17 protein-coding genes are annotated in these 18,707 nt (G+C 70.0%); 11 read left to right on the top strand and 6 right to left on the bottom strand.

The annotated features are described in order from the left end of the window. Positions 1 to 11 precede the first annotated feature (11 nt). The 3 genes from WBN91_RS18085 (at position 12) to WBN91_RS18075 (ending at position 2,762) form a co-directional block, all read left to right on the top strand. A complete protein-coding gene (locus WBN91_RS18085; RefSeq protein WP_337722059.1) occupies positions 12 to 1,031 on the top strand; it encodes a hypothetical protein in 1,020 nt (339 codons plus the stop codon). Positions 1,032 to 1,134: 103 nt separating this feature from the next. After that, positions 1,135 to 1,689 carry an RNA polymerase sigma factor gene (locus WBN91_RS18080; protein WP_337722060.1) on the top strand — a complete coding sequence of 185 codons (555 nt, stop codon included), beginning with the start codon at positions 1,135 to 1,137 and terminating at the stop codon, positions 1,687 to 1,689. 11 nt (positions 1,690 to 1,700) lie between these two features. After that, positions 1,701 to 2,762: a hypothetical protein gene (locus tag WBN91_RS18075; RefSeq protein WP_337722061.1), complete on the top strand. Its 1,062-nt coding sequence runs from the start codon at positions 1,701 to 1,703 to the stop codon at positions 2,760 to 2,762. An 87-nt stretch (positions 2,763 to 2,849) separates the two neighbouring features. Here the strand turns inward: WBN91_RS18075 and WBN91_RS18070 are convergent, their stop codons facing one another. Next, complete coding sequence (locus WBN91_RS18070) at positions 2,850 to 4,091, bottom strand: PQQ-dependent sugar dehydrogenase (RefSeq protein ID WP_337722062.1); 1,242 nt, start codon at positions 4,089 to 4,091, stop codon at positions 2,850 to 2,852. Between the two features lie 327 nt (positions 4,092 to 4,418). Between WBN91_RS18070 and WBN91_RS18065 the strand changes: the two genes are divergently transcribed. Further along, on the top strand, positions 4,419 to 6,008 hold the full coding sequence (locus WBN91_RS18065) for a tetratricopeptide repeat protein (protein ID WP_337722063.1): 1,590 nt from the start codon (positions 4,419 to 4,421) through the stop codon (positions 6,006 to 6,008). Positions 6,009 to 6,161: 153 nt separating this feature from the next. Here the strand turns inward: WBN91_RS18065 and WBN91_RS18060 are convergent, their stop codons facing one another. Beyond that, a complete protein-coding gene (locus WBN91_RS18060) occupies positions 6,162 to 6,914 on the bottom strand; it encodes a hypothetical protein (protein ID WP_337722064.1) in 753 nt (250 codons plus the stop codon). Between the two features lie 183 nt (positions 6,915 to 7,097). Continuing rightward, positions 7,098 to 8,411 carry an FG-GAP-like repeat-containing protein gene (locus WBN91_RS18055; protein ID WP_337722065.1) on the bottom strand — a complete coding sequence of 438 codons (1,314 nt, stop codon included), beginning with the start codon at positions 8,409 to 8,411 and terminating at the stop codon, positions 7,098 to 7,100. Between the two features lie 365 nt (positions 8,412 to 8,776). On the opposite strand from WBN91_RS18055, the gene WBN91_RS18050 reads away from it, so the two are divergent. The 3 genes from WBN91_RS18050 (at position 8,777) to WBN91_RS18040 (ending at position 9,934) form a co-directional block, all read left to right on the top strand. Then, a complete protein-coding gene (locus tag WBN91_RS18050; RefSeq protein ID WP_337722066.1) occupies positions 8,777 to 9,001 on the top strand; it encodes a sigma factor-like helix-turn-helix DNA-binding protein in 225 nt (74 codons plus the stop codon). A gap of 11 nt (positions 9,002 to 9,012) precedes the next feature. Then, positions 9,013 to 9,339, top strand: a complete 327-nt coding sequence (locus tag WBN91_RS18045; protein ID WP_337722067.1) for a hypothetical protein — start codon at positions 9,013 to 9,015, stop codon at positions 9,337 to 9,339. 169 nt (positions 9,340 to 9,508) lie between these two features. Next, complete coding sequence (locus tag WBN91_RS18040) at positions 9,509 to 9,934, top strand: YkvA family protein (protein WP_337722068.1); 426 nt, start codon at positions 9,509 to 9,511, stop codon at positions 9,932 to 9,934. Positions 9,935 to 9,941: 7 nt separating this feature from the next. Here the strand turns inward: WBN91_RS18040 and WBN91_RS18035 are convergent, their stop codons facing one another. Together WBN91_RS18035 and WBN91_RS18030 are read right to left on the bottom strand one after the other, a co-directional pair. Next, complete coding sequence (locus tag WBN91_RS18035) at positions 9,942 to 11,360, bottom strand: substrate-binding domain-containing protein (protein WP_337722069.1); 1,419 nt, start codon at positions 11,358 to 11,360, stop codon at positions 9,942 to 9,944. A gap of 360 nt (positions 11,361 to 11,720) precedes the next feature. Beyond that, complete coding sequence (locus WBN91_RS18030) at positions 11,721 to 12,479, bottom strand: SDR family oxidoreductase (protein ID WP_337722070.1); 759 nt, start codon at positions 12,477 to 12,479, stop codon at positions 11,721 to 11,723. Positions 12,480 to 12,603: 124 nt separating this feature from the next. Here WBN91_RS18030 and sigJ point away from each other — a divergent pair, with 124 nt between their 5' ends. From sigJ to WBN91_RS18010, 4 genes are all read left to right on the top strand, one after another. After that, positions 12,604 to 13,608 (top strand): RNA polymerase sigma factor SigJ, encoded by a 1,005-nt coding sequence (gene sigJ, locus WBN91_RS18025; RefSeq protein WP_337722071.1) that lies wholly within the window; start codon positions 12,604 to 12,606, stop codon positions 13,606 to 13,608. A 126-nt stretch (positions 13,609 to 13,734) separates the two neighbouring features. After that, a complete protein-coding gene (locus WBN91_RS18020) occupies positions 13,735 to 13,890 on the top strand; it encodes a hypothetical protein (RefSeq protein ID WP_337722072.1) in 156 nt (51 codons plus the stop codon). A gap of 39 nt (positions 13,891 to 13,929) precedes the next feature. Beyond that, a complete protein-coding gene (locus tag WBN91_RS18015) occupies positions 13,930 to 14,310 on the top strand; it encodes an effector-associated constant component EACC1 (protein ID WP_337722073.1) in 381 nt (126 codons plus the stop codon). A 4-nt stretch (positions 14,311 to 14,314) separates the two neighbouring features. Continuing rightward, positions 14,315 to 16,435, top strand: a complete 2,121-nt coding sequence (locus WBN91_RS18010) for a caspase, EACC1-associated type (protein ID WP_337722074.1) — start codon at positions 14,315 to 14,317, stop codon at positions 16,433 to 16,435. 82 nt (positions 16,436 to 16,517) lie between these two features. Here WBN91_RS18010 and WBN91_RS18005 read toward each other — a convergent pair whose 3' ends face one another. Further along, positions 16,518 to 18,224 carry a hypothetical protein gene (locus WBN91_RS18005; protein ID WP_337722075.1) on the bottom strand — a complete coding sequence of 569 codons (1,707 nt, stop codon included), beginning with the start codon at positions 18,222 to 18,224 and terminating at the stop codon, positions 16,518 to 16,520. Positions 18,225 to 18,707 lie beyond the last annotated feature (483 nt).

Below are 18,707 nucleotides of genomic sequence, written 5' to 3'. Positions count from 1 at the left end.
GGCTGGGACGCATGACGATCGTCGTGCGGCGGGACGTGCTGGCCGGGCTCGGGGCGCGGGGAACCGCGCTGGTCGAGGTCCGGTCGGCCGATCCCGCCGCCGCGGCGGTCGTGCGCGAGGTGCTGGCGGGGCGGGCGAAGTACGTGTCGCCGCCGCACGCCCTCCCGTCGGGGTGGTTGGTCGTCGTCGACCCCGACGGCGTGGACCCGGACCTCGACCGCGTCGAGAACCGCTTGCGGGACGCGGGTGTCGCGGACGTCGAGGTGACCTTGGCGCCTCGCGTGGACGAGCTGCCGCTGCGCTCGGCCGGTCCGGTGGCGCGTGCGTGGCTGCGCGCTCCCCTGGCCCAGCCGCTGGGCGACGCCGTGCGGGAGGCGCCGCTGTGGCTGGGTGAGGTCGCACTCGACTGGGTGAATTCACCTGAGGCTGTCGGTGTCGTGGTGTCCGCCCAAGTGCCCGCTCCGGCGGTTCTGCCGGCGTTGGAGACCGGTGCGCCCGTGGCCGTCGTGGGGCCGGAGAGGGCGGCGGCGGTCACCGGCGGTTTCCGCGACGTCCTGCCCGCAGCGACCTTGACCGCGGCCGGGGACGTGGTGGCCGAGATGGTGGCGCTGCGCTCGGCCGTGCTGGCTTCGTCGGCACGGCTGGCGTGGGCGGGCGTGTCGGCGGACGTGGACGGCCGGGACGTGCTGTCGGCGACCTGGGAGGACCGCGAGGGCACGCGACCGGACGTGGAGCGGCTCCCGGACTTCCTCGTGCCCGACGCCCTGTGGTGCCAACTCCTGACCGCCGGCCACGTGGACCGGCTGGGTGGCGTGCCCGACGGCGCGCGCGAGGTCCCGGGCGGGTGGGAGCTGACCGTGGGCTCGCCCGAGCAGTGGGTTCCCGGCCACCCGGAGTCGTCGGCCGTGCGCGCCCACGCCCGCTCGCTCCTGGCCGCCTGCCTGGTGTCCCGCGACGAGGAACAGTCCCTCTCCCGGGAACGCCTGCAACAGGCCCGAGCGCGGGACGCCTCCTTCTTCCGCCGCTCCTGACCCCCTTCGCTCCGCTGATCAGGGGTTTTCGCACGGTCTGAACACTTTCGTCGCGCGTTGGCAAAGACGAGGTGCAAGGGCGGAGCGAAACCCGAGGAGCTTCATGTCGTCAGACGCGGAACTGATCGGCAGATCGCTGCGCGGAGACACCGATGCCTTCGTGGAAGTGATCAGCCGGCACGAGACGGCGATCGGGAACTACCTCGCGCGCAGGGTGGGACGTCAAGCCGCCGAGGACGTGCTCGGCGACGTGTGGGTGGCGGCCTACGAGTCCCGGGCGACCTACGACCGCTCGTACCCCGAAGCCCGGCCCTGGTTGTACGGGGTCGCGCTGAACAGGTTGCGGCGGCACTGGCGGTCCGAACCGGCCGAGGAGCCGGCGTCGGACCTGACCCGCGTGGCGAGCGACTGGGATCCCTGGCCGGCGGTGGACGCCCGCGTGGACACGCAGGCGCTGCTGCGCAGGGCCCTGGCCCGGCTCAAACCGGAGGAACGGGAGGTCCTGGGCCTGGTCGCCTGGGAGGACCTGACCGTCGCGGAAGCCGGACGGGTGCTCGACATCCCCGCGGGCACGGCTCGCCGCTTATTGCACCAGGCGCGCAAAGCGTTGCGAGAAGCGCCGGAAGTGGCCGCGCTGCTGCAAGTCCCGACGACGTGAGAAGACGACACATGGATGAGATGGACCTGATGAAGAAGCTGAGCGATGTGCCATCCCCTGGTCCGGAGGCCTACGACCGCGCTCGCGCGGCGCTGCGGACGGCGATGGCGGAACCCGCGGACACCGTCGTGCGGCCGAAGCGCCGGTTCTCCTGGCCCAGGGTGGGTGTCGCGGCGGTGGGCGCGGCGGCCGTCGCCGTCGCCGTGGTGATGGGCACGACCGGCGGCACCGTCCCGACCGGCCCCTCCCCCGAGGCGGCCCCGCCGGTGGTCGAGTCGCCGCCCGTGGTCGAGTCACCGCTGGTGGAACTGGCCTCGCAGGTCAAGGCCGCCGCCACGCTGCCGGGTGACGCGTCCCTGATCATCTCCACGAAGACCGCGCCGGACAACTCGCCGGACGTCTTCTACACGGTCTACGCCGACGCGGGCCAGATCTTCAAGGGGGACTCGGCGCAGAGCCTGGCGTCCTCGGTGGCCAAGAACGACGACACGGCCCACCCGTTCGACGCGAGGGTGCTGGCGGCGGCGCGGCAGGCCGCGACCGGCGACGTGGAGCAGGCCAGGATCGCGATGGTCACCGCCGGCAACAACGCCCTGGGGATCGGCCTGAGCCCCGCCGAGGCGGACAAGGCCTGGGCGGACGCCCAAGCGGAGCTCGCGGAGTCGTTCCGCAAGTTCGGCAAGGAGCCCCCGGCCCCCAGGCCGCGCCCGACGGGCACGGAACTGGAGAACCTCATCAGCAACCACCTGTGGAGCAACACCACGTACGCGCTGTTCGTCGGCGCCGCCAACGCCGAGGTCCGCGCGGGCGTGCTGAACCTGCTCGCGACCATCGACGAGGTGACCGTCGGCGAGGCCACCGTCGACGGCCAACGCGCGCTGACCATCACCGCCAGCCCCGAGATCCTGGGCGGCGACGCGTCGGCGGTGCTCACCCTCAACGCGGACAACGGCCTGCCCATCCGCAACGAGGTCTTCCCGGCCCCGAACTCGCCGAGGCCGTCGCAGTACGCGGTGGTGAACTACGCGTCGTCCCGCGTGACCCTCGCCGACGTGGCGGCGGGCAGGATCTGACCCTTTCCCACGTCGTTTGACGCCAGGAGGCCGGACCCCACCGGCGGGGTCCGGCCTCCTTCCGGCGAGCGGAGGTTCCCGCTGTGCTCAGCGGTTCGCCATCCCGGCACCCGCGGCCGGCGGGGTCCACTCGAACCGCACCCGGCTCAGCCATCCCGGGAGGTCGCTGAGCACGTAGAGCTCGCCGCGCACGTCCGTGCCGACCGCGGTCGGCTGGATGGGGAAGCTGCCGATCTCGGCGGAGTCGTAGCCGCCGCCGGACTTGGGGCGCACGGCGAAAACCCGGGTCGAGCAGTAGTCGCTCGCGACGTAGGTGCCCCACGCCTGGGGAGTCCGGTACCCCCGGTACACCACGCCGCCGGTCACCGAGCAGTTGCCGTTGTAGTGGTCGTACTCGAAGACCGGGTCGGTGTACCGCACACCGGACCGGCACTGCTGCGGGTCGAACACCGGGGTGCCCTCCCGGCAGGACCAGCCGAGGTTCGCGCCACCCTGCCACGGGCGGATGTGGTTGATCTCCTCGACCAGGCCCTGGCCGACGTCGCCGATCCACAGCGAGCCGTCGACCGGGTCGACGGAGAACCGCCACGGGTTGCGCAGCCCGTAGAGCCAGATCTCCGGCCGCGCGCCCGGCGTGCCGACGAACGGGTTGCCGAAGGGCACGCAGTAGGGCTTCGGTCCGCAGGCGCGGTTGACGTCGATCCGCACGATCTTGCCGAGCAGGGTGCCGAGGTCCTGGCCGGTCTTGAACGGGTCGAACGCGCCGCCGCCGTCACCGAGGGACCAGTAGAGGTAGCCGTCGCGGCCGAACGCCACCTGCCCGCCGTTGTGGTTGCCGTACTCGGCGTGCTCCTGGGTGAGCAGCACCTGCACCCGGTCGGGTGCGCCGATGGGCACTCGCGCCAGGGTCAGCTCACCGGCCGGCAGGCTCGTGTAGGCCACGTAGAGGAGTCCGGTCCGGGCGAAGTTCGGCGCGGGCGTGATGCCGAGGAGGCCGCGCTCGTTGTCCGACGTGTCGATCCGGCTGGTCAGGTCCAGCACCGGCTCGGCCGCCAGACCGGTGTCGGGGTGGTAGGCGCGGACTGTGCCGTCCTTCTCGGCGATCAGCATCCGACCGTCCGGCAGCCCGGTGATCGCGATCGGACGCCGCAACCCGGACGCCACTTGTTCGGACACCACGGACAGCTCGGTGAGCGGTACCGCGGAGGAGTGGGATGGGCCGGCCGCGGCGCTGCCACTCGGTGATAACGAGGGCAACAGCAACGCGGTCAGGGCCGCAATGAGCAGGCCGGCCAGCAGGGTGACCGGGCGACGACGTCGTCGCAACATGGTTCGGCTCCTCGAGCAGGGTGTGGAGGACACGTTCTGGGAGCGCTCCCAACGTACCGCGACTTCCCGACTACATCCAGCCACCGCCTTGCCGCCCTCCGGGGCCGCTCGAATCGGTGGTGTCCGCAGTTGTGCGTTGTGGCTGGTGGGTGGGTCGGTTGTGGTGGCGGAGGGTCGGGCGGGTGCTGCTGAGGTCTGGGGTGGGTGTTGGCGGGGTTCGGTGCTGATGGTGTGTCGGTTTCCCAGACCGGTACGGCTTCGGGTGAGGCGCGGTTCTACCAGGCGGGACGGGACGTCAACCTCGAGGCTCCGCCGGTGGTGCCTCGGATGGAGTCGGTGCCTGCGGTGGCGGGTGTTGGTCGTGTTCCGGTGGGTTCGGGTGTGTTCGTGGGCCGGTCGGGTGAGTTGGGGCGTTTGGAGGCCGCCGTCACGGGGTCGGGTGGCCGTGCTGTTGTGGTGGCGGTGCACGGCTTGGGCGGGGTCGGCAAGAGCACGTTCGCCGCGCGGTTCGCCGAGTTGCACGCCGGGCGGTTTTCGCCGGTGTGGTGGGTGACCGCGGACTCGGCGGCGGCGATCGACGCCGGGTTGGCGGAGTTGGCGGCTGCGGTGGCGCCGGAGACGGCGGTGTTGCCGTCGGAGCAGCGGGTCGAACTGGGCGTGCGGTGGTTGGCGACCCATGAGGACTGGTTGCTGGTTCTGGACAACGTGACGTCCCCGAAGGATGTGGCCGGGTTGTTGGGCCGGGTGCGGACCGGGACGGTGCTGCTCACCAGTCGTCAGCGTTCCGGGTGGCGGGGTGTGGAGATGGTGCCGCTGGACGTGCTCGCCTACGACGAGGCCGTGGAGCTGCTGACCCGGATCGTGCGGTCGGAGTGGCCGGAAGCCGACCTGGACGGTGCGGAGGCGTTGTGTGCGGAGTTGGGGTGGTTGCCGCTGGCGGTGGAACAGGCGGGTGCCTACCTGGCCCAGACCCGCATCACGCCAACCGCTTATCTCGACCGGTTGGCGCGGTACCCGGCGAGGATGTTCACCGCGACGGCCGAGGGCGGTGACGCGCAGCGGACGATGGCGCGGGTCTGGCACGTCACCCTCGACCGCTTGGCCGACACCCCCACCGCGGGCTGGTTGCTGCGATTGTCAGCGTGGTTCGCCCCCGACGGCATCCCCCGCGCCCTGCTCGCCGAGGCGGTCGAAGAACCGGAACTGTCGGAGGCGCTGGGCCGGTTGGCGTCCTACAACATGATCACCTTGACCGCGGAGACCGTGACCGTGCACCGCTTGGTCCAGGCAGTCACGCGCACCCCCGACCCGACCGACCCGCACCGACAGCCCACCGACATCGCCGCCGCCCGCGACACCGCCGCCACCACCCTGGCGACCGCTCTCGCCGAACAGCACCCGAAGAATCCAGCCAGCCGGCCGGTCTACCGGACGGTCCTGTCCCACGCAAGGACCCTGCTGGCCCACACCACACCCGACACCGACACCTCCCACACCGGCCGAGTACTCAACGACCTCGGCCTCTTCCTCCAAGAGCAGGGCGACATCAGGACCGCCATCGCCTTCCACACCCGCGCCACCAGCACTTGCCACCGCCTCGCCGGCCCAGACGATCCGGACACGCTGACCTCACGCAACAACCTGGCGAGCGCCTACGAGTCGGCAGGTGATCTGGACCGGGCGATACCGCTGTACGAAGCCAACCTCACCGACTCCGAGCGGGTGCTGGGCCCAGACCACCCGGACACACTGTCCTCGCGCAACAACCTGGCCTTCGCCTACCACGAGGCCGGCGATGCGGGTCGGGCGATACCGCTGTTCGAGGCCGCCCTCGCCGACTCCGAGCGGGTACACGGCTCCCACCACCCCACAACCACGGCTATCCGCTCGAACCTTGACGAAGCACGAGCGATCTGAGGCCGTCACCTCTCGTTCGGCCGGTCTCGAGTGTCTGCGGTTGCGGGCGGTGGGGAAGTGGTTGGTCAGGTGTCCGGTGAACGTGGTGCCGCCGGGCCTCGGTGTGCGAGGCTCGGCGGCACGGCGTTCAGGAAAGCCTTGGCCCGGCTTAGGTTAGATGGATGAGCCGCCGCCGGAGGTGTTGGACCACCAGGCGCTGTAGGCGTTGAGTGAGTAGCGCTTCTGCACGCCGTTGGTCGAGGTGATCTCCAGGCCGAACTGCATCGTGTCGAAAGTGGTGTTGCGCAGGAGGTTCCGGGATGCGGCCCAGCGCCAGACCTGGGAGGCGTCGATGGTGCCGGTGTTGGTTTGTTGGGCCGGGATGAGTTGTAGGACGTTCCAGCCGGGGTCGGCCTGCCAGACCGATGCGTACAGGATGCCGCCGATGGTCACGTTGGACGCGATCTGCCTGCCCCAGCCACCCGCCTGCCCGCTGGCCCAGCTGGTGAAGACCATGATCTCGTCCTGGTTCCCGGTCGACCAGAGGTCGCTCGTCCAGTTCCAGTGGTCGCCGCCGGTGACGGGGGCCGACGACGTGTTGTACCAGAAGCCCGCCGAGTGCAACTGCGACAACGGGGTCTGGGGTCGGACCGAGGTGTTCGGGTAGGTCTTGATCCCGCCGCCGGAGTGGCTCGCGTCGACGTACCAGGACTTGATGCTGTTGACGGTCAGGCACTGGCGGCCGTAATTCGCGCCCCAGATGTTGTTGTAGATCGTCCAGGTGCCTTGCGTGTACTGACCCCACCTGTCGCATGTGGAGTACACCTGGGCCCGCGCCGGAGACGCGAAGCTCAGGAACCCGGCGATCACGGCGACGATCAGGGCCGCGCGCCGGCTCAAGCGGGCCGGCATGCTGCGCACGGTCATCGAACCTCCCCTTTGATGGCTCGAACAGCGGGAGGCCGACTGTGTGTTTTGAGACGCAAGGCTGTCAACGGTTTCGACGAATAGTCGTACCAATTGAGATCAGCCGCCGGGAGATCATCGGGTGCCACTCGGCTGGGGACGGCGGGTCAGGTGGGTCGACCCGCCGTCCACAATGGTCGGTCGTCACATCACCTGGCTGAAACCGCTCCAACCGTGGCCGATCTCCCGTGGCGAGGAGAGGGCGAGGTTGTTGTTCGGGTAGTAGAGGAGCTTGCCGTCAGAGGTCACGCCCAGCACGTCGGCATGGCCGTCACCACTGAAGTCACTGGCCATGACGTGCCTGAAATCGCTCCACCCGTGCCCGATCTCCCGTGGCGAGGACAGGGCGTAGTCGTTGTTGGGGTAGTACAGGAGCTTTCCGTCCGCAGTCACTCCCAGTACGTCTGCCGCACCGTCACCACTGAAGTCGGCCGCCATCACGTGACTGAAACCGCCCCACCCGTGCCCGATCTCTCGCGGGGAGGAGAGGGCGTAGTCGTTGTTGGGGTAGTACAGGAGCTTTCCGTCCGCAGTCACTCCGAGCACGTCTGCCGCACCGTCGCCACTGAAGTCGGCTGCCATCACGTGGCTGAAACCGCCCCAACCATGACCGATTTCCCGTGGCGAGGAGAGGGCGTAGTCGTTGTTCGGGTAGTACAACAGCTTTCCGTCAGCGGCCACGCCCAGCACGTCCGCGGCACCGTCACCGCTGAAGTCAGCAGCCATCACGTGACTGAAACCGCCCCAACCATGACCGACCTCCCGCGGCGAAGACAGGGCGAGGTTGTTGTTGGGGTAGTAGAGGAGCTTGCCGTCGGACGCCACGCCCAGCACGTCGGAATGCCCGTCACCGCTGAAGTCGGACACCCGCTCCATGTCGATGGTGCCCTCGATGATGTTGCGGTAGCGCAGGGCGCGGTAGTGGGAGGTCGGGTGGCCGGACAGCGTCGACTGGCTGAACGACGCCCCGGTCACCTTGTCCAGCGGCGTGGAGCCGAAGCTGTAGTACCAGAACCTCGTCTTCGTGCTGTTCTCCCAGCCACCGAAGAGGATCGCGTGGTAGGGGTACCGTCCGCCGTCGTCGTTCACGCGGTCGTTGAGCAGATCGCCGGGACGCAGGTCGCTCCGCGAGATCGGCACGGTCAGGCCAGGGTCGTCGAGGCCGTCGGTGTTCGGGTCGGAGCCGAGGTGCCAGGCCATGCCGACGTAGCCGGAGCAGTCGCGTCTGTACTGGCGTGTCCGGCCGACGTCCCACGCCTTCGAGGTCTGGCTGTAGGTCATGTCCGAGTTGTGGCGGCGGTTGTACCAGTCGGTGGCACGAGCCAGCACCTCGGTGCGGGTGATGCCACCGCCGATCGCCGAGGCGGCCGTGACGTCGGCCTTGGCGGGCGCCGGCACCACCAGCGCGGTCGCGGCGATCAACACCGCGACCGCCCCCCTGATTGTTGGTTTGTTCATGCACGGGAGCCTCCTCGCACCCCGCTAACGAATCACTAAACAGCGGTGAAGTGCGAAAATTAGTACCTATGTCGGCGCTTGGGTGAGTGCGCTCAAGTTGCCGCCGACGCCGACGGCGATGCCGACGTCCTGGGCCTGAGGCGACGCAGGTGCTTCGGATGGTCATAGCGGTGTTGTGACCGTAGCCCGAACCCTCCATGCGGCGCGTCCCTACGTCGGTGGCGGAAACTGCCCTTCAACCATCCCCATGTCACGCCGCTCGACGCAGCCCGCGCGCTTGGCGTCTTTTGCCGCCGGTTTCGCTCGAAGGCCAAGAGTGGAAGAACGTCCAGCTGCTCGACGCGTGGTCAGGGGTCGAGCGCTACATGACGCGAGGGTCACCGGAGGACGCCGTGGTCGCCAGGGCGGCCGTGGACGCGCTGTTCGAGCACGTCGGCGAGAACGCGAGCACCGTGCTGTTCCTGGCCGACCAGAACTTCTCCCACGCGGAGATCGCCGAGATCCTGCGGCTCACGCCGCGTGCCGCGGAAGGACGGCTCCGCCGTGCCCGGCACGCCGCCCGTACGTCGATCGAGGAAGGAGGCCGGTGATGCCACCGCCCATGACCGATCTGTCGACCGGTTTGCACCGGGGGATCAAGCCCGCTTCCTTGGCCGGATCGTCGGTCGGCGACCCGGTCGCGGAGGGGATCGCGGGACGGGTGTCGCCGAGTGCCGTTGCCGCCCTGGTCGACCGCACGGCGAGCGTGCGCACTTCCGGTCCGGTCGATCCTCCACCGGCGGCGGTGCTGTCCGCGGACCAGGAGGCTCTCAGCACGCAGGTCCGTGGCGCCGTCGCCGGTGACCGCCGGGCCATCGAGAGGCTGGTGGCCGCGCTTGTCACCGATCACAAGCCGCGGAGAAGTCGGCAAAGGGCGTTGAGGAGGTAGACGACCGGATCGTGAGGTCGGCGTGCGGACGGACCCGGCGGCGAATGTCACGGGCGTAGCATCGGCGCGTGGCGGATGGGACCGATGCCGGTGCTTGGCTGGTGATCAGCGTGTCGACGGCTGGTGGGCCGGAACGGGCGCGCGGGAACGTCACCTGTGCGGCGGACCAGTGACGGGCTCGTTCTGGTGGGATCTGCTCGTCGGCCTCGCTGCCGCCCTGCTGGTGACCTGGCTGGCTCTGGTGGTCGTGCTGGTCGTCGCCCGTCCGCGTGGTGGCCTGCTGCGCGAAGCGTTGCGCGTGCTGCCCGACGTGCTGCGACTCGTGCGCCGGCTGGCGGCCGACAAGACGCTCCCGCGCGGGGTCCGCGTCCGGCTCGGGTTGCTGCTGGTCTACCTCGCCCTGCCGATCGACCTGATCCCCGACTTCATCCCCGTCCTCGGCTACGCCGACGACGCCATCATCGTCACCGCCGTGCTGCGCGGTGTGGTGCGCCGCGCCGGGCTCGACGCCGTTCGGGCGCACTGGCCCGGCACCGAGGACGGGTTCGCCGCGGTTGCCCGGCTGACCGGACTGAACCGCGGCGAACCGGGGTGAGCCGTCCCTACTGGCCGAAACCGGCGTCGGCGATGATCTGCTTGGCCGCGTCGCCGTCCATGTAGTCGATGAACGAGTCGATCAGGCTGCCCTTGGCCGGCTTGTCGACGGTGTAGAAGAACTCCGGCGCGCGGAACCGGTAGTCACGGCGGGTCGCCACCGCCGCCGGGTCCACCCCGTCGAGGGACAGCACAACCACGTCCGGGTTGGCGTCGTGCGCCTTCTGCGCGGCGGCCAGCTCGACGTAGCCGATCGCGCCCGGGATCTGCGCCACGGTGCTGAGCACGTCGGCGCCCTCGGTCTTCTCGCACCGCAGCACCGGCGGCGGCACTTCCTGGACGGGCGGCGTGCAGTCGCGGGACGCCGTCGCCTTGGGCTCGCGCTCCCCCAACACGGAACCCTCGAACGCCGCGCGCGTGCCGGACTGGAAGTTGCGGCTGACGATCGTGATCGGCAGCGAACCGTCCTCCCGCCACGACCGGCGCGCGCCGGTGTAGATCGCCTTCAACTCCTCGGTGGTCAACCCGGTCACGCCGGCGCTCTTGTGGGCCACGAGCGCGAACGTCGCCGTGCCGACCGGGTGCGGCACGAGCCGGTTGTACTTGGGGCCGTCCGCCGGGCCGTCGGTCATCGCGATCCGGGACACGCCCGACCCGGCCGAGTCGACCAGCCGGTCCAAGCCCGTGTAGGTCGACACGCCCGCGACCGTCACCTCGGCGTCACCGCACTTGTCCATGTAGGACGCCGCGACCTTCTCCGCGACCGGCGCGAACGCGCTGGACCCCTCCACGACCAGCCGCCCGGCGGCGCAATCCGACGAGCGCGGGGCCACCACCCCAGACACCACGAGCGCGACCGAGGCGCTCACCAGCACCATCGCCACGGCGGCCAGCCACATCGACCGCCGGCTCGGCCCGTCGCCGGTCGTGGTGTCGTGCACGACCCGTCCGCCGACCAGGAAGGCCTCGCACGCGACCGCCGGCTTGACCTTGGGGTCGGGCTCGCCCGACAGCAGCACCAACAGCTTGATCCGGTGCTTGCGGTTCAGCGGGACCTTGGGCAGCACCAAGGCGTTCTTGCCCACCGGCGGCCAGGATGCGTCCTCGTCGAACATCCGCAGGACGGCCCGGTCGGCCTCGACGACCTCGACGTCCACGACCCGCCGCCCGGCGAAGTCCAGCCGCAGCGGGGCGGCGAAGTCCCCGGGCCGGATCGCGGCGCTGCCGGTGTTCATGATGCGCACCAACGCGAAACTCGGCTTGTCGACCGCCTTGCCGCGGTTCTTCAGCTCGACGTCGATCAGGTTGCTGCCCCGCGCCGGCGCGATGCCGATCGGGGTGTCGAGGTGCACGCGGTAACTGATGCGTTTGCGCTTCACCCACCATGCCGCCAGCGACAACACCACGGTCACGAGAAGCGTGATCACACCGATGGCGACCTGCGGATCCGATAACGCGGACGACAAGCTCGTCCCACTGCCCATCACGAATTCCTCCCTCAGCGGGGAGTGTAAGTGGGGTGATCACCGCCACATCGGCTGTTCACCTCCTCTTTGTGACGTGTTCGCACATGAGGATTCGTTTTCGCTCACCGATGCCCGAATTCACGTCGTCGCGCAACGCGGACGACCTGCGGGCCGAAAGACATGGGTCATCACGCCCTTCGAGTCCACACGCGACTCCTCCAGGCGGAACGCGAGGTCCGGGCCGGTCTCCACCACGAACGCCACGACCCCGATCCGACACCTGCCCCGGAACTCTTCCGAGGCAGGTGTCCAACCGATCGGTTACCGCGCCGGAGGCGGGTTGAGCGGGAGCCACTCGTCGAACCGGGTGGTAGACAGCCGCGCGTCCGGACCCGGCAGCAGGCTGTCCTTCTCCAGCAGCGCGCCGAAGTACCGAGCGCCCGGGTCGGTCACGACCTCGCGCTGGTCGCCCTGGAACGCCAGCCCCTTGCGGATCAGCTCGTCGAGCCCGAACTGCTCGGGACCCGCCACCTCTACCACGCCGTTGAGCGGTGTCCCCACGGCGGTGCGGCCCACGGCGGCGGCCACGTCGTCGCCGGCCATCGGCTGGATCAGGGCGTCGGACAGGCGGACGGTGTTCCCGTCGGTGGCCGCCTGGGCGATGCTGCGCACGAACTCGAAGAACTGGGTCGCGTGCACGATCGAGTACGGCAGCCCCGAATCCCTGATCAGCTGCTCCTGCACCACCTTCGCGCGCATGTACCCGCTGTCGACGAGCCGCTCGGTGCCCACGACCGACAGCGCCACGTGGTGCCCCACCCCGGCCTTCTCCTCGGCGGCGAGCAGGTTCCCGGTGGACGTGCGGAAGAACTCCAGCACCGCGTCGTCGGCGAACGACGGCGAGTTGGAGACGTCGACCACGACCTGTGCCCCGGCCAGCACCTCCTCCAGGCCCTCCCCGGTGAGCGCGTTCACCCCGGAGTCGGGCGAGGCCGGCACCGCCTCGTGCCCGTGTTCGCCCAGCTTGCGCACGAGTTTCGAGCCGATCAGGCCGGTGCCACCGATGACGACGATCTTCATGACGAGCCTCTCCGCTGGGGCGCCCGGCCGGTCCGGGCGCCTCGGTCGCAGCTGAGACCGGACAGGCCTCCCGGTTGTGACGAACGTCGGACCGGGGCCTCCCGCCACGGGGAGTACGTTCGCGGTGCGGGAAGCGGCACGCACGGCGACGGAGGCGGGGTTGACGGATTCCGGGGTTGCCCTGGAGCCGGGGGGAACGGACGACCTGGAGCAGGCCGCGGCGACCTTCACCACCGTGCGGCCCCGCCTGTTCGGGATCGCCTACCGGATGCTCGGCAGCGTCGCCGAGGCCGAGGACCTGGTCCAGGACGTCTGGGTCCGGTGGCAGACCTGCGACCGCTCGAAGGTGGTCCACCCGGCCGCGTTCCTGGCCACGACGGCGACCCGCCTGGCCATCAACGCACTCCAGTCGGCGCGCGTTCGGCGCGAGACCTACGTCGGGCCGTGGCTGCCCGAACCCGTCGACACGAGCGCCGACCCGTACCTGGGCGCCGAACGCGGCGAGGCGCTGGAGTTCGCGGCCCTGCTGCTGATGGAGAAGCTCACCCCCAACGAGCGCGCCGCGTACGTGCTGCGGGAGGCCTTCGACTACGCCTACGGCGAGATCGCCGAGATCCTCCGGTCCACCGAACCCGCGGTGCGGCAACTGGTCAGCCGGGCGCGCAAGCACGTGGCGGGCGAGCGGCGCCTCCCGGTGACCGCCGACGCCCAGCGCGAACTGCTGACCACCTTCCTCACCGCCGCCCGCACCGGTGACATGACCGCCCTGGAGCGCCTCCTCGCGGCGGACGTGCTCAGCCTGTCCGACGGCAACGGCAGGCTCGGCGTCGCCCGCCGCCCGATCGTGGGCGTGCCGGACTTCCTGCGGTTCCTGAACGCGATCGCCGAGTGGTTCTGGGACGACCTCGACGTGCGGTGGGTGGCCGCGAACGGGCGGACCGCCGCCGTGCTGCTGCGCGACGGCGCGGAGTTCGGCGTGCTCGCGCTCGGCGCCACGGCCGAGGGCATCGACCGGCTGTGGTGGCTGCTCAACCCGGAGAAGATCACGTCGGTGTCCACCGCGCTGCACTCGCCGGTGGCGAAGATCGCCGTGGTCCCCGGCCACGTCCGACGGCAGCGGAGGGCCTGACCGCCCGCAACGCGGCCCGTCGTGGCGGGCCGTCTCGTCAGACCCGCAGCTCGTGGGCATGGCGCCGGCGTCCCGGGGGTATCCCCCGGTCGAGTGACCGACGATGCCGAAACCGTGGGAGCAGCCATGCCTTGGGTTCGCCGACACCGCCGCCACACCCCCTACAGCTGGTTCCGCGGCACCACCGTGCGCAGCCACTACCGCCGAGCGCCGGGCCGCGTGCCCGTGCTGCCGATCGTGGTCGCCGTCGCCGTGATCCTCCTGATCATCGCGTTGTTCTGAGTGGAGTAACGGTCCTGCGCCGTTTGCGACATTCCCGGTGTGGAGGACGAACGCGTCGTGCTGCTGGTGGTCGAGCCGGACCCGGACGTCGACCCGGACAGCGCCGACCGCCTCGCGCGCCGACTGCGGGCCGAGGTGGCCCAGCTCGACGTCGACGCCCGGCTGGCCGCGGACGGCCCGGTGCCCGAGGGCGCCAAGGGGGTCGACGCGGTCACGCTGGGTGCCGTCGTGGTGGCGCTGAGCGCGGCCGGCGGGGTGTTCCCGCTGGTCATCGAAACGGTCCGGGACTGGCTCGCGCGGCAGGGCGCGCGGCACCGGGTGTCCGTCACCATTGACGGGGACACCATCGCGTTGGAACGGGCGTCCGCGGACGAGCGGCAGGCACTGGTCGACGCCTACGTGCGACGGCACTCGGGGTGACCCCGTGGGCCGTCGGCTGGCGCTGCTGATCGCGACCTACGAGTACGAGGACACCGGGCTGCGCCGCCTGACCACGCCCGCGCACGACGCGGAGGCCCTCGCCGAGGTGCTGGCCGACCCGTCGATCGCCGGTTTCGAGGTCACCACCCTGGTCAACGAGCCGCTGCACCGCGTGGGCCGGGCGATCGGCGAGTTCTACCGCGACCGCCGCCGCGACGACCTGACGCTGCTCTACTTCACCGGCCACGGCCTCAAGGACGACGAGGGCCGCCTGTACCTCGCGATGACCAACACCCACCGGGACAACCTGCTGTTCACGGGGCTCCCGGCCGAACAGGTCGACCAGGCCGTGGAGAGCTGCGCGTCCCGCCAGAAGGTCCTCGTGCTGGACTGCTGCTACAGCGGCGCCTTCCCGGCAGGGCGCATCGCGAAGGCGGACACCACCGTCCACACCCTCGAACGCTTCCAGGGCCGGGGCCGCACCGTGCTCACCGCGTCCGACGCCACCCAGTACTCCTTCGAGGGCGACCGGCCGCACGGGCGCGCCACGCAGTCGGTGTTCACCCGCTACCTGGTCGCGGGCCTGCGGGACGGCAGCGCGGACCTCGACGGCGACGGCGACATCACCGTGGACGAGCTGTACAGCTACGTGCACGACCGCGTGGTCGAGGAGATGCCGCAACAACGCCCGAAGAAGCAGGACGACGTGCAGGGCCGCACGATCATCGCGCGCAACGTCAACTGGACCCTGCCCGCCCACCTGACCAACGCCCTGTCCAGCCCCCTCGCAGCTGACCGCCGCACCGCCCTCGACGGCCTGGCCCACCTCCGCCGAGTCGGCAACGACCAGGTACGCGCCCGAGCCGACCAGGAAATCCGCCGCCTGACCACCGACGACAGCCAAGAGGTCTCCACCGCCGCCACCGCCCTGCTCACCAACACCCCACTCCCTCCAACCACACCTCCTCCCCCACCCTCTGTCCCCGCCACGCCCGCACACCCCACCAGGCCCAAGCTCCACCGCCTCACCTCCCGCCACCTCCTCACCTCCCGCCGCACCCTGATCGCACTGCTCGCCGCCGCAGCCCTAGCCATCACCACAACCATCTGGCTCAACCGGGACAGCACCGCACCCCCCACCTCGCCGGAATCACGCGTCATCACCGCCACCGTCGAACGAGTCGTACTCAGCCCCGACGCCAAAACCCTCGCCGGCTTCACGACCACCGGCGGCGAACGCGTCCACCTCTGGGACCTCACCACCGGCCAGGACATCGACACCCTCGACGGCTCCATCGGCACCTTCGCCTTCAGCACCGACCCGAACACCATCGCCCTCGCCTCGGGCGGCGGCGCGGCGGTGCTCTGGGACCGGTCCACCCATCTCGCCCGAGCCACCCTCCCGGGCACCGGCGCAGGACCGCGGATCGCGTTCACCCCGGACGCCAAGACCGTCGCCACCGCCGGCACCTGCACCTGCGATCCGCCGTTCGACAACCCGGTCCACCTGTGGAACACCGCCGACGGGCAGGAGAAAGCCACGCTCACCGGCCACACCAACGGCGTCCAGGACATGTCCTTCAGCCGGGACGGCCGCCTGCTGCTCACCGCCGCCGTCGACCACACCATCCGCGTCTGGGACGTCGCCACCGGCAAGACCACCGCCGTCATCAACGCCGGCTACACGACCGAGTTCGCCCCGGACAGCACGATCATCGCCGCCAGCAGCCACTTCACCGAGAAGATCAGCCTGTGGGACGCCAACGGCCGGCTCATCCGCCTGCTCGACGCCAGCGGCGAGCCCGTCTCGTTCAGCACCGACGGCAAGACCCTCGTCACCACCGGCTTCGACCGGAAAGTGGTGCAGCTGTGGGAAGTCGCCACCGGCAAGCTGGTCGCCACCGGCACCCCGGACGGCCCGTGGACGGTCAGCCCCGACCACCGAACCGTCGCCGTCGGCGCTCCCGACCACTCGGTGCTCCTGGTCGACGCCACGACCACCACCACGAGGAGCACGCTGACCGGCCACACCGCCCGCGTCACCGACCTGACCTACAGCGCCGACGGCCGGACCCTGGTGTCCGCCGGGAGCGACAGGACGGTTCGCGTGTGGACGGTGGGCTGAGGGCACAGGTGAAAACAAAAAGACGCTCGCGCTGTTTTCGGGCGGAAAACAGCGCGAGCGTCCAACACATCTAGTACATGCCCTACGGGTATGAGCTGATGTACACCGGCACGCCGATCTTGGTGGTGTCGGCGGCGTCGCCGAGGCCGTTGACGACGTGGTCGATCGTGCCCGCGCTGAGGTTCACGGTCATGATGTGGTGCAGCCGCACGCCGGGCGTCGACGGCACCTCGAACCCGTTCTCGGTGTGGATCGACGGGTTGTTCTGGTTGAACACGTAGACACCGCCGCCGTGCAGCGTGTGGTGCCGAACGCCGTCCGCGACCTTGTAGCCGGCGTAGCCCTCGACCGGACCGTTCATCCAGTCGGCCTGCGTGGGCGGGTCGTAGGGCAGTTCGTTCTGGTACAGCACGGTCGTGCCGTGCTCGCCGTTCCAGACCGTGTTGTGCCGCTGGAAGTGCTCGACGAACAGGCCGGTCGCGGTCACGTGGTCACCATTGACGACGACTCCCGTGCGGCCCGTGTTGGTGTTCCAGCGCTGGGTGTCGGTGAAGCCCTCGACACCGTGGTCGCCGCGCCACACCCACGTGTGGTCGATCAGGACGTGGTCGCTGTTGACCTCCAGCGCCGTGTCGGTCTTGCCGACGTGCGGGCCTCCGACGCGGAAGTACACATCGGACAACGTGGTCGGGTTGCCCGGCAAGCTCCAGCCCCGGGTGTTCTTGCGTCCCACGCGCAACAGCACCGACGACTCCTCGGTACCCGCGTCGACCGTGACACCCGCGACGACCACACCCGGCACGTCCGCGATGTCCAGCGGAACCGAGCCACCGACCGCCGTCAACGTGGCGTGGCCGAGACCGAGCACGACCGTGCCGGGCCGCTTGACCTCGATGCTGCGCGCAATGTCGTACACGCCGGGCGTGAGCAGGAGGTGCTTGCCACGGGCGAGCTGGCGGTTGATCTCGCGCACGGAGTCGGTGGGCTTGGCAACGAAGAAGTCGGTCAACGGGACCGTGCGCCCCGGCGTGAGACCGTCCGCCCACGAGATGCCCCGGCTGTCACGGCGGGCCTGCGGGACGCGGACCTGGTACCGGTCGCCGTCGAGGAACAGGTAGGGCTTCTCACGGCTGATCGGCGTGCGGTCGAGGGTCGTGTAGGGCGGGTTCGGGAACGCCGCGTCGACCGGCGCACCGACCACACCGGAGAAGACCTGGTTCCACACACCGTTGGACCAGCCCGCAACCTCGCTGTTCCGTGTGAGCCACTGCTGCTGCGACCCGTTGACGACCTGCGGCAACCGCGAGTCCGCGATGAACCCGCCACTGGCGTACTGGGGACCGGCGGTGCAGTAGTCCATGAGCGAGAACGTCCCGCCGGTGACGTTGAGCCGCCGCACCGAGACCGCCTGCGACACGGCCCAGAAGTTCGCCGAGGAACGGCAACCGTCCTGACCTTTGGCATCGACGTTGACGGTGAGGTTGGACAGGGTGCGCCAGAAGTTGACCAGCGCCAGGCAGTTCCCGGTGCCACCGTCAGCCAGGCACCGGTTGTAGACCTCGACCTTGCCGTTGATGACGACATCGGTGGGCGAGGCACCCAGTCCCGCGATCTCGGTGTAGTAGCCGACCTTGATCTGCAACGGCTGCTCAGCGGTGCCATAAACACCCGGCTTGAACAGGAACGCGTGCCGGCGAGTCCCCATCTCGTCATCCACACGCGCCGCATGCGTGGCGTCCAGCGCAGCCTGGATCTCACCGACCGGCGTGCTCGGGTCGAACACACGCACATCGGCACCAAGATCCTGCGACCTAGGGCGGTCAGCGGTAGCGGCCCCAGGCACCAGGCCCGTGGCAACCACCGCCACCACAACTGCCGACGCTTGTCTTCGGACGCGACGCGAGAGGAAGCGCATGATCGTCATCGACCTGCCTATGCAAGGAGTTCGGGGCGGATGCCACCCGCGAGAGAGCGCTCTCACAAGCGGGTGCGCCATTCTTACCCGCCCCCACCACGTTTTCCAAGAGCACAACCACTTCCCGGTACTTCCCCCAAGTCCCGGTACGCCCGCAGCACACCGACCCCGCCGCTTTCCGCGCGCAGCGCGGCCCTCGCGCGCGCAGCGCGCAGTAGGTGTCACCTACAAGTGGAGGGCCTCGGTTCCCCCACCGTATGGCCCGCCCGAAGGGCTACCACAGATTCTCCGGGTGCAGCCGAATTTTTTGTGAGGAACGAGCAAAAAATTTAGCGGCACCCGGAGAATCTGTGGTTG

This window comes from Saccharothrix sp. CCNWYY140 (assembly GCF_037401995.1).
Taxonomy (GTDB): Bacteria; Actinomycetota; Actinomycetes; order Mycobacteriales; family Pseudonocardiaceae; genus Actinosynnema.
This window is presented reverse-complemented; position numbering and strand designations above follow the sequence as displayed.